General features: G+C 39.2%; 15 protein-coding genes. 8 read left to right on the top strand and 7 right to left on the bottom strand.

Annotated features, from left to right (window positions below; genetic code table 11):
* Window positions 1-41: 41 nt before the first annotated feature.
* The 5 genes from ACTJJQ_RS09235 (at window position 42) to ACTJJQ_RS09215 (ending at window position 4,865) form a co-directional block, all read left to right on the top strand.
* On the top strand, window positions 42-1,739 hold the full coding sequence (locus ACTJJQ_RS09235; RefSeq protein ID WP_272511273.1) for a hypothetical protein: 1,698 nt from the start codon (window positions 42-44) through the stop codon (window positions 1,737-1,739).
* Window positions 1,736-2,443 carry an ABC transporter ATP-binding protein gene (locus ACTJJQ_RS09230; RefSeq protein ID WP_025208268.1) on the top strand — a complete coding sequence of 236 codons (708 nt, stop codon included), beginning with the start codon at window positions 1,736-1,738 and terminating at the stop codon, window positions 2,441-2,443. Before ACTJJQ_RS09235 ends, ACTJJQ_RS09230 begins: the two co-directional genes overlap by 4 nt.
* Complete coding sequence (locus tag ACTJJQ_RS09225) at window positions 2,440-2,973, top strand: stage II sporulation protein M (RefSeq protein WP_025208269.1); 534 nt, start codon at window positions 2,440-2,442, stop codon at window positions 2,971-2,973. The genes ACTJJQ_RS09230 and ACTJJQ_RS09225 overlap by 4 nt, the downstream gene beginning before the upstream one ends.
* A gap of 9 nt (window positions 2,974-2,982) precedes the next feature.
* Window positions 2,983-3,279 (top strand): hypothetical protein, encoded by a 297-nt coding sequence (locus tag ACTJJQ_RS09220; RefSeq protein WP_025208270.1) that lies wholly within the window; start codon window positions 2,983-2,985, stop codon window positions 3,277-3,279.
* A gap of 257 nt (window positions 3,280-3,536) precedes the next feature.
* Window positions 3,537-4,865 (top strand): CitMHS family transporter, encoded by a 1,329-nt coding sequence (locus tag ACTJJQ_RS09215; RefSeq protein WP_058337133.1) that lies wholly within the window; start codon window positions 3,537-3,539, stop codon window positions 4,863-4,865.
* Window positions 4,866-4,908: 43 nt separating this feature from the next.
* Here ACTJJQ_RS09215 and ACTJJQ_RS09210 read toward each other — a convergent pair whose 3' ends face one another.
* The 7 genes from ACTJJQ_RS09210 to ACTJJQ_RS09180 all read right to left on the bottom strand — a co-directional run bounded on the left by ACTJJQ_RS09210 (window position 4,909) and on the right by ACTJJQ_RS09180 (window position 11,671).
* Entirely contained in the window at window positions 4,909-5,337 is a 429-nt protein-coding gene (locus ACTJJQ_RS09210; RefSeq protein ID WP_440600138.1) for a DUF4064 domain-containing protein, read from the bottom strand.
* 26 nt (window positions 5,338-5,363) lie between these two features.
* On the bottom strand, window positions 5,364-6,314 hold the full coding sequence (locus ACTJJQ_RS09205) for an ABC transporter permease subunit (RefSeq protein ID WP_061420727.1): 951 nt from the start codon (window positions 6,312-6,314) through the stop codon (window positions 5,364-5,366).
* Window positions 6,311-7,240 carry an ABC transporter ATP-binding protein gene (locus ACTJJQ_RS09200; protein WP_025208271.1) on the bottom strand — a complete coding sequence of 310 codons (930 nt, stop codon included), beginning with the start codon at window positions 7,238-7,240 and terminating at the stop codon, window positions 6,311-6,313. Before ACTJJQ_RS09200 ends, ACTJJQ_RS09205 begins: the two co-directional genes overlap by 4 nt.
* Window positions 7,241-7,568: 328 nt before the next feature.
* Entirely contained in the window at window positions 7,569-7,907 is a 339-nt protein-coding gene (locus ACTJJQ_RS09195) for a zinc ribbon domain-containing protein YjdM (protein ID WP_017359922.1), read from the bottom strand.
* 93 nt (window positions 7,908-8,000) lie between these two features.
* Window positions 8,001-9,140 carry a glycerate kinase gene (locus ACTJJQ_RS09190; protein ID WP_440600137.1) on the bottom strand — a complete coding sequence of 380 codons (1,140 nt, stop codon included), beginning with the start codon at window positions 9,138-9,140 and terminating at the stop codon, window positions 8,001-8,003.
* A gap of 29 nt (window positions 9,141-9,169) precedes the next feature.
* Window positions 9,170-10,441 carry a GntP family permease gene (locus ACTJJQ_RS09185; RefSeq protein ID WP_039962847.1) on the bottom strand — a complete coding sequence of 424 codons (1,272 nt, stop codon included), beginning with the start codon at window positions 10,439-10,441 and terminating at the stop codon, window positions 9,170-9,172.
* A 117-nt stretch (window positions 10,442-10,558) separates the two neighbouring features.
* On the bottom strand, window positions 10,559-11,671 hold the full coding sequence (locus ACTJJQ_RS09180; protein WP_440600136.1) for a CdaR family transcriptional regulator: 1,113 nt from the start codon (window positions 11,669-11,671) through the stop codon (window positions 10,559-10,561).
* A gap of 160 nt (window positions 11,672-11,831) precedes the next feature.
* Here ACTJJQ_RS09180 and ACTJJQ_RS09175 point away from each other — a divergent pair, with 160 nt between their 5' ends.
* The 3 genes from ACTJJQ_RS09175 to ACTJJQ_RS09165 all read left to right on the top strand — a co-directional run bounded on the left by ACTJJQ_RS09175 (window position 11,832) and on the right by ACTJJQ_RS09165 (window position 16,129).
* Window positions 11,832-12,482, top strand: a complete 651-nt coding sequence (locus tag ACTJJQ_RS09175; protein ID WP_008347371.1) for a TetR/AcrR family transcriptional regulator — start codon at window positions 11,832-11,834, stop codon at window positions 12,480-12,482.
* 69 nt (window positions 12,483-12,551) lie between these two features.
* Window positions 12,552-13,805, top strand: coding sequence for an MFS transporter (locus ACTJJQ_RS09170; RefSeq protein ID WP_217967666.1), 1,254 nt, complete (start codon window positions 12,552-12,554; stop codon window positions 13,803-13,805).
* On the top strand, window positions 13,802-16,129 hold the full coding sequence (locus tag ACTJJQ_RS09165; protein WP_440600135.1) for an FtsX-like permease family protein: 2,328 nt from the start codon (window positions 13,802-13,804) through the stop codon (window positions 16,127-16,129). Before ACTJJQ_RS09170 ends, ACTJJQ_RS09165 begins: the two co-directional genes overlap by 4 nt.
* The last annotated feature ends 9 nt before the right edge of the window (window positions 16,130-16,138 follow it).

Here is a 16,138-nt window from a genome sequence, read left to right as displayed (position 1 = left end):
TATAATTATACTCCTCCTTCTTTTCGTCTAGGAGGAATATAATGCTCAACAAAAAAGTTTTTATGGCAAACTTTAAACTTACATATAGACGTACTTTAAACCGTTTGATTTACTTTTTCCCATCAAGCGAAAATTTACTAAAATCAAATAGACTTATTTTTGTTTTTACACCCTTTTTTTTAGTCTACCTTTTTATTCTATATAAGGCTTCAACTACTCTTTTTCCTAATGTACCAGTCCATATCTTATCATTAGGTACAAATTTTATTATTCTTTTTTTTGTTTTGAATATTTTAAAATCATCAACTGATATTTTACATCGATATGTATACCCTGAAGATTTCCTTCTTTTACATACTTTAAAGACAGATCCCAAAAAAGTTCTATTATCGAGATTTTTCACAACAATTTTTCTAAATGTTTTATTCAAATTAACAATAATAGTATTCCCTGTACTTTTTTTCATAAATTTTTATACAAGTAATAAATTATACCTTTTTTTATCATTTTTACCACTATTTATATTTATCTTTGGCCTTACATGCATTTACTCATTACTCACATATATCACTTATTCTAAATTTTTATACAAAATCTTGAATTCTAGGTTAATTAGTCTGTTATCTTTTATAGGAATTGCACTCTTATCTGCTCTTTCAACTACTTTTTTTGGTTGGATCGGACTTAACTACTTTTATGAAAAAGATCTTCTTGAAGCTATTGAAAATTTCATATCTGTATTTAGATTAGAGACGATATTAACAAACACATGGCTTCCTACTAACTGGTACCTACTTTCAACAAAAAGTGATATCTATTTATTTATCATATGTTCTTTAGGTTTAATTGCACTAGGATTTCTTTTACTCTCTATTTCCTATCTAATAGTTTTGAAAGTGTTGCTTATAAAGGAAGCAACACCTAATAATCTTTTGCCGAGAATAAAACCAATCAAATTACCTTTTTTAAATTATTTAATAAATTTCTTTCCCCGGCAAAATATCGCAATTTTAAAAAAGGATCTTACTGCTCTATTAAGAGCTAATTTTACTATCAAGAGACGCTTAGTGCTATCTGTAAATATGATTGCAATAGAATTAGGTGTATTGGTAGGAATTAGTTTAAATCAAAAGTGGTTTGACTTCTCGGAACTTTTTGTTATTTATCCAATTTTATTTGCCGTAACTTACAACACTTCTTTATTAGGAGAAGGCTTGCTTGGGATAACTTCAGCAGATGCAGAGCGCGAAAATCTATATATTTATAAGAATTCAGGCGCTTCTATCTTCAAGTTGATTGCAGGAAAATCAATACTGCATTTATCTATAATTCTTATTATAATGAATTCATTATTTTTAGTTATATTATTATTATTCAACTTAGATACTATGACTCAAATTATTTTGTATATCATGATTAATTCAATTAGTCTTATTATAGGTTCTGGCCAAGTGATAGGTACTTTCCTCTATCCTCGTTTAGACTGGGAAAATTTAGAGGATATTGGTTCGTCTGTTAAAGCCTCATTTTTTGAACATACTATTCTTGGGGTACTACTAGCATTTTACCTTCAATTGTATGGGGTCTCAGGTGCTCTCGTTACTTTTGAAATTATTGATAGGAGTATATTCTTTTTACTTATTGTGACTGGAACATGTCTATTTTTCATTGGAATTTCTCTATTTTATTATTTTTGGATTAAAAGAATAGGAACGAAACATTGGGAGATGAAAACATGAAAATTGAGAATCTATCTTTCAAATATAAAGATAAACAAATTTTAAAATCTATAAATTTAAAAATAGAGCAAGGTAAGGTATATGGATTACTAGGACCGAATGGTGCTGGAAAATCAACACTTTTAAAATGTATTCTCGGGATTATGAAACCATACGAAGGTAATATTACTATCAAGGAGAAAACTATATATTCTGAGAGATCTTCCTATCTTAAGTATATAGGTTATGTTCCTGATTCTCCTTTTATCTATCATTATTTAACCCCTAGAGAGTACCTGGAATTTATTGCTGACTTACAAGACGTACCCACTGAAATGAAGGATAATAGAATTGAAGTTTTGTTAGATCAATTTAACTTAAAACAAAATGAGAATGATATGATTTCTACATTTTCATTTGGTATGAAACATAAATTATCTGTTGCTGGAGCCATAATTCATGAACCTGAAGTTTTAATATTAGACGAACCATTAGGTGCGTTCGATCCTCCCACTACAAAGATGATGAAAAACTTTCTTAAACGTTATGCTGAACAAGGTAATACTGTGATCATGTCTACACACCTTGTTAATATCGCTCAACAACTATGTGATAGAGTTGGTATTTTAATTAACGGTGCTCTTGTTAAAGAATATGATCACCTTACAAACATTCAGCACTTTGAAGATTTAATTATAAAAGATATGGATACTTTACTAAAATGACAGGAATAATAATCAGAAATAAACGTATACTTTATATAGCAAGTATTTTATACATAGCAGGTATAGTTCTTGGGGTTATTTTTAACAATATTCTACCTAGTCTTAGTCCAGAAACTGTTGATGAAGTTACAGTTCTGGGATATTTCAAACATAACTTTGCTGCAAATTTATTTCTCATTTTCTCAATGTTTACATTTGGTATTTTGACATCTATCTTATTATTATTAAATGGATTTTTAGTAGGCTTATCCTCTTTACAAAGTATTACCGATCATGGTAACAATTTGTTATATATATTAACTGCTTTAATTCCTCATGGTATCTTTGAAATTCCTGCCATGATATTATCAGGTTCACTTGGTTTCAAATTGTTAGACTTTGTCTACTTAAAAATAAGAGGGCTACATTCCCCAAAGAAACATTTCTTTTCGGATATTTTATTTTTTACTATGGTGATATGTCTGTTGACATTACTTGCTGCTTTAACAGAAGCATTATTAACGCCCTTTTTACTAAAAAAAATTCAATAGGAGGTCCTTATGTTTATTAATAAAAAAAAGATAGATAAATTACTAGATGATCATTTAGAGGAAAACAAGGGAGATTCTAAAAACACAATTAATAGTTCTTTTATATTTGTATTTTATTTTTCAATACTCTTATCAATCTGTACTTTCTTTTTTGATTATAGATTTTTTTTAATCACTTTGTTTGGTCCAACCATTTTAGTGACTTTTATATCTCCTCCCCTACAATTTAATAAAGGAATTTATAGAGGTTGCTCTGCATTATATTTATTACTATTAATTATAGTGACATTTTTCTGGATCAAGTAAATTATCAACTGTTAATAAAAAACGTCCGAAACAGACGTTTTTTATTTTACCATTTTAAGTGGATTTTTTTCTAAATTTTTTGACATGTTGAACACCGCGCCATGATTGGATTCACCATCCTTTTTTACCATTGTATAGGTATGAAAGCGGTTGCCTAATACTCATATTTTTGATACTCTTTTTTTCAATGCAAATGTGGGATTGCATTGGTAAAAAAACAAACAAATGTAAACGGTTTATTGTAGGGGGAGGGGCTTATGTTAACGTTTGTTGGATTGTTGATTATTTTAACGATTGTTGTTTTGCTGATTTGGGGGAAAGCAAGTCCAATTGTCGCCATGGTCATGGTGCCTTTAATAGGGGCGCTCATCGCGGGATTTGGTATCAATGACATTCAAACTTTCTTTGAACAAGGGATTATCAAAGTTTTGCCAGTGGCGACCATGTTTATCTTCGCCATTTTATTTTTTGGCATTTTACAAGATACAGGGTTCTTTGAACCTGTAATTAAAGCGTTAATCAAGCTGACAAAAGGGAATGTTGTCACAGTTGCGATGGGAACTGCCTTGATTGGAGTCATCGCACACTTAGACGGAGCAGGCGCTACAACCTTTTTATTAACTGTACCTGCACTGCTTCCGCTTTATAAAAAATTACATATGAGTCCTTATTTATTGCTATTGTTAATCGGGACGAGTGCTGGATTAACCAATATGATTCCATGGGCTGGCCCCACAGGACGGGCAGCTAGTGTCCTAAATATGGACCCATCTGAACTGTGGGTACCGCTTATTCCCATTCAGCTGATCGGGGTCGTGCTCGTATTAGGAATGGCATTCATTTTAGGAAAAAGAGAAGAAAAACGAATTCGGGTGAAAATCGCGGCAAATGAAATAGCTGCTGTCCAATTAGAAGGCGCCGATTGGGATCGTGCCATTCAATCGATCAGCGAAACAGGCGATGCGTCTTTAAAGCGTTATCACTTAATGTGGGTCAACCTCATTCTATTTTTAGCTGTTGTTGTCCTGCTCGTGCTGAACGTGATTCCTGCTAGTTATATGTTTATGATTGGTCTTTCACTAGCACTTTTGGTGAACTATCCGAATGTGAATGTACAAATGGAGCGAATTAAGGCGCATGCTCCAAGTGCACTAATGATGGCAGCTGTAATTTTCTCCGCAGGTTCTTTTTTAGGAATTCTTGAAGGAACGGGCATGCTGAAGGCGATTGCAGTGGACAGTATTCACATTTTGCCAGCTTTCTTACTGCCATTTTTACATATCATTGTGGGGATATTTGGGGTTCCGCTTGATATGCTGACAAGTACGGATGCCTATTATTATGCACTCTTGCCGATTGTCGAATCGATTACATCAGAGGTTGGTGTGTCAGGGACATCTGCGGCATACGCCATGATGATTGGAAATATCATCGGCACCTTTGTCAGCCCCCTTGCACCTGCTGTATGGCTTGCCATCGGTCTTGCAGGGGTCGATATGGGGAAACATATCCGCTACTCCTTCTTTTGGATGTGGGGGTTCAGTATCGTTTTACTCATCATCGCCAAACTGATTGGCATCATATAAAAAGAAAGACATGCGCAAACCAGCGCATGTCTTTTTCTTTGAATTATGAAGGATATTCACTCGTGTGAATGTCTGTTTTCGGTTTTCTAATGATTGACATCAATCCAACAATTAGCAACAAGATCATCGGAACGAAAGCAAGACCAACAGTTCCAATTAAAAGAGTCACAGCCGAAACCAAGAAAAGAATACCAGAAAGCACGGCACGGCGGTCTGTTTTCAAAACAATCACACCAACAAGGGCTAAGACAGCCGCAATTGCGGAAACAACCATAAACTGAACGCCAAAGGCATGAACCGATGCCTCAAGTGTTTCAACTGGCAAGGCGCTGCCTTCCTCTTTTAACACTTCATTCAATTCTTCATAAACTGCTGGGTCCACAGAAAGCATCAACGCCCCAAAACCAACACCAATTACGTTGAGGACAATACTGATAATCCCCATAATTTTTTCACCTTTACGCTTAATCATTGATAGAAACCTCCTAAAAAGTTAAATTAACCTGTTTTTACTTCTCGCTTTTGGAAGACGATTAAAGCAACCGCCAAGAAGATGGCCCAGTAAATGACTAGGACCGTTAGTGAGAAACCTAGGGACATGCCTTCGATATAAGTAGGTGTTTCTGCGAAATACTGTACAGGATCGTTGGCAAACAATAAGTATTTCGCCCAATCAAAGAAGAACATCAAAATGCTTGTGATGGATGCTCCGACAACATAGGCTAATACACTAATCGCTATGGAAATGGCCTCACTTCTAAACACCGTTGAGATGGCAAAAGAAAGTGTCCCTAATACAACAAACATAGCACAATGCGCCAAATAATAAGAGACCATATTTGCAAACTGAGACCGCTCAATGACTTCACCATTTTGATAAGCCAAATACACATAATCATTGTTTAGTCCAAAGAATATCGCACCTAAGATAAAGGATAAGATAAATAGGACAGCGATCAGGAAAAGTGAATATAGTTGAACGGTAAAGTATTTAGACAAAAGAACCTTCAACCTGGATGGCGGACGAATCAGTAATAATTTAATTGTACCATGCTTATATTCAGCCGAGACAATTGTGGCTGCAATAATAATCACAAATACACCGACCAGCTGAAGCAAATTAGCATTTGTTTTCACATAAGTCCATGCATTTTTACCGAATTGATCGGCTGGAGGTAGATCATGTTTGATTCGATACTCATTGATCGCTATTTCGGTTTCAAGGGATCTCTTATAAAATCTTATATTATCCTCTTTCAATTCTTGCTTCTTTGCTTTATTGATTTCTTGTAACTCAGTTTTCCAATCACCGGATGCTTGATCTCCGTCATTTGTCTTAACAGCAAAAATCAACGTCGCAATCATACCTAAAACAAGAAGCCCAACCATAATCCAAGTACCCACACGATAACTGATTTTCATCCACTCGTTTTGAATGAGGCGAATCATACGTCTGCCTCCTTTTTACCTGTTAAGCTTAAGAACTTATCTTCTAAGGTTTGTTTTTCTATTTTGATTTCGTACAAATGAATAGAAGCCTCACTCAAATGACGAATCAATTGTGGCATTTTCTCTTCTAGGATGGAGAAGAATAAGTACTGCTCCTCTTCTCTAACTGTGATGCCTTCCTCAAATGCTTCAATGAGCTTTTGAGCTTCTTCAAGCTCACTTGATGCTACTTTCATTCGATAATTGACCAAATCATCCTGCTTCGTCTCTGCACGCTGATCCTCAATCGCAATCAGCTTTCCTTTTTGGATAATAGCAAAACGATCACACATCAATTCCATTTCTGACATGAGGTGACTTGAAACAATGACAGCAAGTCCTTCTTCCTTTGCCAGCCTTCTCAAGTAATCTCGTATCATACGAATTCCCTCTGGATCTAGTCCATTGGTCGGCTCATCTAAGATTAGCAGTTTCGGTTTATGTATCAATGCCTGAGCAATCCCCAAACGCTGCTTCATTCCTAATGAAAACGTACGGACACGCTTATGTTTCACATGCTGCAAACTAACTAGTTCTAGCAGTTCATCAATTCGACCTTCATCCACTTTTCCATTCATTCTGGCAAAATGAACAAGGTTTTGTCTTGCCGTTAAATGATTATACATTTCTGGATTTTCAATAATTGCACCGACATCTTGGATGGCATGCTGATATGAGGTTTGAATACTATGACCATTAATCAGAATGTCACCGGATGTAATGGGAGAAAGACCGACCATCATGCGAATGGTTGTCGTTTTTCCTGCGCCATTCGGTCCTAAGAAGCCAAAGACTTCGCCCGCTTGGACAGAGAAACTCAAGTCTTGAACAATCTTTTTCCCGCGAATATGCCTAGATACATGTTGCAGTTCTAAAACGTTCGTCACGTTACCTCTCCTTCTTTGTCTAAGTATCATCTATCATCTATTTCCTGATAAACACCATGATCCGTCAAAAATAGAAGAACACTTCCATATGGTACAGCAATGCCCAAAAGTTGTGAAGGGGATTAGGCAAAATTTAGAGAATCATCTGCCTTTTTTAAGGTAGAGTTAAGAAAAGCGTGAATTTTTATAAGAAAAGAGGCTTGATTTTTTAAAAAAAGAATGATTTTCAATAGGTACATATGTATGAAATGATGTTTAAGATTATACCTTTCACCTATAAATATCGAAATAAAAAAGAGGCTGATGATCGACAGCCTCTTTTCATATATTATACTTTCTTCACAAACTCCGATTTTAACTTCATCGCGCCAAAGCTAGGAATTTTACAATCAATGTTATGATCGCCTTCGACTAAACGAATCCCTTTGACCTTCGTCCCTATTTTTAAAACCGAAGAAGAACCTTTGACTTTTAAATCTTTAATCACAGTGACCGTGTCACCATCACTTAATAGATTTCCATTCGCATCTTTGACAACAAGCTGTTCCTCTGCCGCTTGTTCTTGTTCTAGCGACCATTCATGCGCACATTCTGGACAAATAAGCATGCTGCCATCCTCGTATGTATAGGTTGAACTGCACGATGGACAATTCGGTAGATTAGACATTTGTGTTTCCTCCAACTTTCTTTTTCATTTAGAACCATTTTACCACATTTCTATAGAAAGGAATGTGATAGAAAAGGAAACAATTTTCATCATTTACTTATCTCTTCCAAATGTCATGACAGCCGCAATATTCCTTGCTGTTCTCTCTACATGCACACTAGCATCATGCATGGCTTCAGCCAGAGTCGTGACGCCAGGGACAATACTAAAAAGTGCATCAATGCCATGATCATGTACGACTGCACTGTCTTTTGAGAGGGACCCAGCGATGCCAATGACAGGGAGTCCATATTGTTTCGCAGCTTTGGCTACACCGATTGGCGTTTTGCCGTAAATGGTCTGCTGATCAATCCGACCTTCCCCTGTAATGACTAGGTCAGCGTCCTTTAGTACGTCAGCAAAATGTACGGCTTTCAGTACAATATCGATTCCCTTTTGCAGATCAGCCTGTAAAAAGCCTAATAAACTCGCGCCCATTCCTCCTGCCGCTCCTGCACCTGCCGCCTCACCAAAGGAGACATGAAGATGCTGCTTAGCCACTTGTGCAAAATGAGATAAATTCTTGTCCAACAGTTGAACCATTTCTGTATCTGCTCCCTTTTGAGGACCGAACACAGCAGACGCTCCTCTTTCACCCGTTAAAGGATTATCCACATCACACGCCACTTCCAGACGGACTGATCGCAATCTTGGATCCAGTCGAGATAGATCAATAGAAGCTAATTGATTCAGTGATCCACCGCCCGGCGTGAGGTCTTGGCCTGCTTCATCGAGAAAAGAAGCACCTAAACCTTGCATCATGCCAACGCCACCATCATTTGTTGCGCTTCCGCCAAGCCCAATGATTAAATGCTTCGCTCCTTTATCCAGCGCTGCAAGCATTAATTCTCCTGTCCCTCTAGACGTCGTGAATAAGGGGTTCCGTTTTTCTGGCGGGACAAGATGTAATCCTGATGCTGCTGCCATCTCTATGACAGCTGTCTGCCCATCTCCCAACATACCAAAAAAGGCATCCACAGGTTTGCCAAGCGGACCTGTGACCACTTGCTGGACAATGGTTCCGCCTGTCGCATCCACTAACGATTGAACTGTGCCTTCTCCTCCATCTGCCATTGGGATTTTCATATATTTTGCATGTGGCAAAATAGAGCGAAATCCTCGTTCAATGGCACATGCTGTCTCATAAGCAGATAAACTTTCTTTAAATGAATCTGGTGCGATCACAATTTTCATCCAAAAACCCCTCGTTTCTCATTAAGTCCTCAGCCGAACAGCTGGAAAATACCAAAGATAATGGTCGATACAACGGTTAATGTCAAACCAATTAACGATTCAAAGGGCATTAATTTCAACCGTTCTTTTATATCCATTTGAACACTTCCTGCCGTTGCATGGAAAAAGCTTCCGTGCGGCATATGGTCTAGCACAGTTGCGCCAGCGTGAATCATAGCTGCGCCTGAAAGGGCAGATACACCAAGACCAATAAGAGTTCCGCTAAATACACCACTTGCAACTGCCGTCCCTGCAGTTGTCGAAGCTGTGGCCGCCGACATAAAAATTCCAGACGTTGGTGCAAGCAAGTAAGGAGGTAATCCCGAAGCGTCAAGCGCCTGAATAAATACCTCTTTCATGGAAGAATTCGATACAATTCCAGCTAATGTGCCTGTACCTAGTAACATGATCGCTACACCTGACATTTTATGCAGCCCTGACATCGCATAATCATTGAGAAACTTCCCTTTTTTCATGAAAAGAGCGCCAACAATTCCTCCTATTGGTAAGGCAATCATTGGATCAATATTTATTTGAAACAACGGTCTCAAGGCTAACAAGAGAATGGTCACAAGTGGGCCGACAAGCGCTTGTAGAAAACCAGGTACTTGAACCTCGCCTTGGTCTGCTCCCTCTTCCAGAACTGGTGTCCCTTTATTCGCAAGCTTTTTGGCTAATACATATGTGACGGCTATCCCGAAAATAGCCGGTATGACACCTGCCGCCATCAGGGAAGTAAGCGGTACACCAAAAGCATCAGAGGCTGCAATGGCATTCGGATTCGGTGACATGATATTCCCCGCCTTCCCTCCTCCAATCATCGCAAGTAAAATCCCCGTTTTAGAAAGTTTTGCACGCTTGGCAATGGCAAGTGCGATCGGTGCTACTGTAATGACTGCTACATCTACAAAAACACCCACCGTTGTTAAAATCATTGTTGCAAGTGCGAGTGCTAAAAGTGCCCTCGCCTCTCCAAGCTTTTTCACGATGGCCTCCGCAATAGATAACGCAGCACCCGACTCAATTAAAACCCCTGCCAGTACACCTGCCGCCATGATTCGGAGAACAGCCGGAATCATGTCCTTTGCGCCTTCCATCATGACGTTCACGGTCTGCACAACATCTACACCGCCAACCAAACCGCCAATAAATGCACCTGCCAGCATGCCATAAGCAGGTGATACTTTTTTTAGAATAAGAACAATAGCGATTACAAGCGCAGTCAATGCGCCCAATGTACTCACTGTCACATCTCCACCCATACTCCATCCCTCCTGATTGTCTTTTCTTAATTGTAAGCGTTTACCCATTGGGATCGAGTTGTGAATCCAGATGAACTTCTTTTATTTATTTCTTCATCCAGTTGTGCAAATGCACAATTAAGACAGTTGATTGTCCAATTGTGCTATGTACAGCTCCATCAACTGTTTCACATGACGAGGATCTTTTCCGGTCAATGCCTGGATTTTATCTAAACGATATCGTAGTGTATTACGGTGAATAAATAGACGATCAACGATTCTTTGTAAATCCCCGCCCTCTTCAATGTAAACCTTTAACGTTTGAACGAGCTCCGTTTCTTGTATCAGCGGATGATAAAAATCACTCCACCGTTTGCCCTCTTTGGCGGCTCTCGCTTTTATAAACAAGCTTTCAAGCTGATAAGATTCAAAGACATATATGCTTCCCTCTGGATGGAGCACCTTTCCTAACCGCAGGGCCTCTCTCGCATGCTGAAAGGACAACGGTAATTGACTCATATCCTCAGCGACAGTTCCTACACCCACGAGCACTTGTCCATCAACTGCACCTGCCATTGTTTGTTGTAGCTGTTCGATCACATGCTTGAATTGATGGTCACATATCGGCTGTCTTAACAGGATCAATTCATGACGGAAGGTCATGCCTAGTAAATCATCCGCATTCTTATCGTATTGAATGGCATGCATCATTTTGTGTACAGTGTCCTCAGACGATGAAATCGGCTGAAAAACAATAGCCATTCGCCTCTTGTCTAAATCCATTCCAAGCCAGTCAGCACGGTGCTTCAGCTGATGATCACCCATGTCAGACTCGGAGATGAGCTGATTCACAATTTCACTCTCTATTCGCTGCCGCCACTGGAAGCGTTCAAGTAGAAAAGACTGCTCTAATACGAGTTCAGCTGCCATTTTCACCAGCTCGGCATGATGACGAATGTCCCCTGGCTCACCCGTAATCCCAATGACACCAACGACTTGTTCGCGAAAGCAAATAGGCAGATTGATTCCAGGTCTCACGCCTTTTAAGCGGCGGGATGTCTCCTGATCAATCTCCACACTGTCTCCGCTTGACAGCACTAGACGTGCTCCATCATGTTTTTGTCCAATCCTTTTTCGTTCACCAGACCCAATAATGACACCATCTGCATTCATGACATTGATGTTTTGATGTAAAATATGCATCGTACGTTCAACCATCTCTTGAGCCAATTCACTGGTTAAAAATTGCATTCAGCATCTCTCCTGAAGGGGTTTTCATTCAATGTATCATAGTGTCATTGCACAATAAATGCAAAGCTTAAAAAAACAGCCGTTGACAAAGATACGCCAAAAAGTGTTTAATCAAATCAAGGGACCGACCGACAGTCTAGTCAAAAGAAAGGATGGTTTTATGAGAACCGTTAAACATCCTGAGGAACGCAAAAATGACATCTTAAATGCAGCAGAGAAGCTTTTTTCAACCAAAGGCTATCAGCAAACCACAATTATTGACATCCTCAAAGCCGTTGGCATTGCAAAAGGCACATTCTATTATTACTTTACTTCCAAAGAAGAAGTGATGGATGCAATCATTGACCGGATCATAAAAGCAGATATCATCGAGGCAAAGCGTATTGCCGCTGATCCAGATATCTCAGTGGTTGATAAATTATTTCGCATCATCATGGCACAATCTCCTAAACAGGGCAGCCATAAAGAAGGCATGATCGAACAATTTCATCAGCCTGCTAATGCAGAGATGCATCAAAAAAGCTTGATCAAAGCCATTACAGAGCTATCACCCGTTTTAGCAGAAGTCATTCAGCAAGGGGTAGAAGAAGGGATATTTCAAACAGATTACCCGCAAGAAACTGTCGAATTTCTCCTCGCTTCTGCACAGGTTATCTTTGATGAAGGACTTTTCCAATGGACCACAGCGGAAAGCATACAACGGGCTCTAGCATTTATCGCAATCCTTGAAGCCTCATTACATGCAGAAAAGGGAAGTTTCTCCTTCCTTCTCCAACGTTTAACTGGAGAACCGGAAGACAATAATCAGTGATTGGTCACTTCAATACCAATCCTGCATACATTATAGACTGACGGTCGGTCTAAAAGGAGAGTGATTTTCATGTCGTTATCAGCCAAAAATGGCTCCACCCATTTTATCTATCTCGTTCTCGGGCAAATTATTTCCGTTTTCGGGTCTTCCTTGATTCGTTTTGTTCTATCTTTACATGTCTTGGATATGACACATCGTGTTGATTTATATGCTCTGCTTTTCGCTTTATCCAATATCCCGCTCCTCCTTTCGCCATTAGCAGGAGCAATTGCTGACCGATTTAACAGAAGAAATTTGATGATTTTATTTGATGTTCTTACTGGCATTATGATTCTGGCTTTTTATTTCTGGTTATTTTCAGGTCATGATTCACTTTATATGATTGGAGCCGTCATGATTCTCCTTGGTGTCATGAGTACGTTTTATGCTCCTGCTGTGATGTCCAGTATTCCTCAGCTAGTGAAAGAAGACAAATTAGAACAAGCGAATGGCATCGTGAATGGCGTGCAGGCCCTTTCAGGTGTTGTCGCTCCTATCATTGGCGGCGTTTTATACGGACTCATTGGGAGCCAGATCATCATAGGCGCTAGCAGCATTGTATTTTTTCTATCAGCATGCATGCTGTTACGGTTAAATATCTCTTTCTCACCTAGCCCACTCGCAGAACCGATGACCAAAGTACTCTTGAAAGATATGAAACAAGGCTTTTCCTATATCGGAAGCCAGCCATTTTTAAAAAGAGCCATGCTGCTTGCAGCGCTGCTAAATTTCATCCTCACACCATTTTTTATCGTTGGAGGTCCCATTATTTTAAGGGTCACAATGAAAAGCAGTGACATCATGTATGGAATAGGAATGGGCATCATTGAGTTTGCCGTCATCGCAGGCGCCCTGCTAGTTGGGCTTGTAGCGAAACATTGGCGGATTCCTACTTTGTATCGCTGGCTGCTCGTCATCGCAGTCATTTTGCTGCCTGTTGCTTTTTCAACATCCAAGATGGCTCTTCAATTTGGTACATTTCCAGCCTATTTTCTCTTTTTAGCAGGGTGTCTCCCAATTGCCATGCTGCTCACCATGATTTCGATCGTTGTCATCTCACATGTGCAAAAGAAAACACCCAATGCTCAATTAGGAAAAGTCATGGCCAATCTAACAATGGTCTCTCAATGTGCTGCACCGCTCGGTCAAATGATGTATGGGTTCTTGTTCAACACTTTTTCCGCTAGCATGTATGTGACCGTGTTAATCGTGAGTGCCTTGATGTTTGCACTTGCCTTCCTTACAAAAAATATGCTTCGACATGAAGGAGAATCAGCCTCATGAGATTGACGTTTATCAAGAAAGACCTAACCCGCCACCGTCTCATTTCAATCGGCTTAACCCTTTGCATCATGATGACATCATTTTTAGCAACAAGCGCTGCGCAAATGACGGCCCAGCTGAATGGTTCCATTTCTGATCTACTCCAATCAGCCAAAGCACCAGACTTTGTCCAAATGCACGATGGCAGCTTAGATGAAAAAGCGGTCGATATATTTTCAAGTAAACAGTCGATGGTGAAGGCACATCAAATTGTTCCAATGATTCCGATCGAACACGTCAGCATCAAGTTCGGGCAGGAGCCTGCTCAAGCGGGTGTGATGGATCATTTATTTGTAAAGCAAAATCGCTATTTTGATTTCCTTTTAAACGAACGAAATGAAAAGCTCACTGTAAATAAAGGAGAAGTAGCAGTCCCTATTTATTTTCAACAAAAATATCATTTAAAGATTGGCGAAAGGTTACTCATTTCAAAAGGCTCTCATCAATTCTCTTTTCAAATCAAAACGTTCTTACGAGATGCCCAAATGAATCCAAGTCTTGTCAGTTCAAAGAGGTTTCTTCTGCATGATGCGGACTGGGCGGCACTGAATCAAGTGTTTCAAAAAAAGGAGTACTTAATTGAATTTTTATTGCATGATGCTGGTCAAGCAGATGCTTTTCAATCACTCTATCAATCATCTGAGCTGCCACAACAGGGGCCTGCTGTCACATTACCCCTGCTTCGCATGCTGAATGCCCTAACAGATGGTCTGGTGATCGCCATTCTCCTTCTTGTCTGCTTTCTGCTCATTAGCATTTCCCTCCTCTCTCTTCGTCTCGCTATGACCGCTGCTATAGAAGAGGATGAACGTGAAATTGGAATCTTAAAAGTACTAGGAATTCCTTTATCAAAAATCAAACAATTATACGTTGGGAAGTATGCTGTGCTTGCCTGTATAGGGTGTATAGCAGGATATTTAATGACACTCATGTTTGGTGATTTGTTTACAGCCAATATTCAGCAATATATGGGGAATCGCCTCTCTTTTATTCATCAGGTGATCCCGCTTTTGGTGTCAATTTTGACGGCAATGATCGTCATCTCATTCAGCTATGCTGTCCTAAGGAGATTTGGTCAAATATCAGCTGCTCAAGCCATTCAAGGCGGCATAAGCTCACCAAGCCGTAAAAAACAAATTCCTATGCACCTCCAGAAAAACAGATTCCTCCCAGTCAATTTTTGGTTTGGTTTGAAAGATCTGTTCTCGCGAATAAAGATGTATTCAACAATTACCTGTATTATTGCGCTTTGTACATTTTTAATGTTAATGCCGATTCAGTTATGGTACACATTACAATCACCCGATTTCGTCACATATCTTGGCTCAGGAAAAAGTGACCTTCGAATTGATATTCGGCAGGGAAATCATTTAGAGAAAAGTACAAATAAAATAGAGTCTATGATTAGCGTAGACCAAGACATTCAAACATCTGCCGTCTATGAAACAACTTCTCTACAAGCCAAAACAATGGAGAATACATTAGAAACGCTCTATTTAGAAACAGGTGATCTATCAGCATTCCCTCTCACCTATTTACAAGGAAGGGAACCGTTGAAGGAGGAAGAGATTGCTTTATCGGTGTTGAGTGCTGACTCACTTCAGAAAAAGATAGGCGAAAAAGTCACTCTCGCCACAAATGGACAGCAAGTTCAAAAAATGGTTACCGGCATTTATCAAGACGTCACCAACGGAGGGAAAACAGCTAAAGCATTATCTCAGCCTTTTCCTCATTCATCCCTTTGGAAAACCATTCAAATACAATTAAAACAAGGAATAGATATGGCAGAGAAAAAAGCAGCACTTGAAACAAATATGTCTCCTGCAAAAGTGACAGATATGAAAGAATATGTGCATCAAACAATAGGAATCACCGCATCTCTAGTAAAAGTGATTGCATTATTTTCAACCATCGCAGCTTTTGGAACAGCCAGCCTAATGTTAATGATGTTTCTGCACATGTTAAGGGCGAAAGATTTAAATCGTACTCACTTGTTAAGAACGATTGGTTTTTCTCAAAAAGATGTAACCTATCAATACTTAACAAGTTTTATCGTCGTTCTCTCTATTGGCGCCTTCATTGGAGCAATCGCTGTTCATACTATTGGTCCGGCATTGATGAGTGCAGGCGGAGCATCATTAGGAGCATCAAGCCTTCAGTGGTTAGCCCCGAAATGGGTTTGGATCGTGTATCCTCTCCTGCTGTTTATAGTGAATTTAACTGTCATCTCGTGGTTATTGAAGTCCTTTTTTTCTAGTAAAATCAGTCGTCATACTCTTTCATAAGGAGATGTT

The sequence above is a fragment of the Bacillus sp. 22483 genome (assembly GCF_052044605.1).
GTDB classification, from domain to species: Bacteria; Bacillota; Bacilli; order Bacillales; family Bacillaceae; genus Bacillus; species Bacillus altitudinis.
Note: the sequence above shows the minus strand (reverse complement) of the source record. Positions and strands in the feature narration are given on the sequence as shown.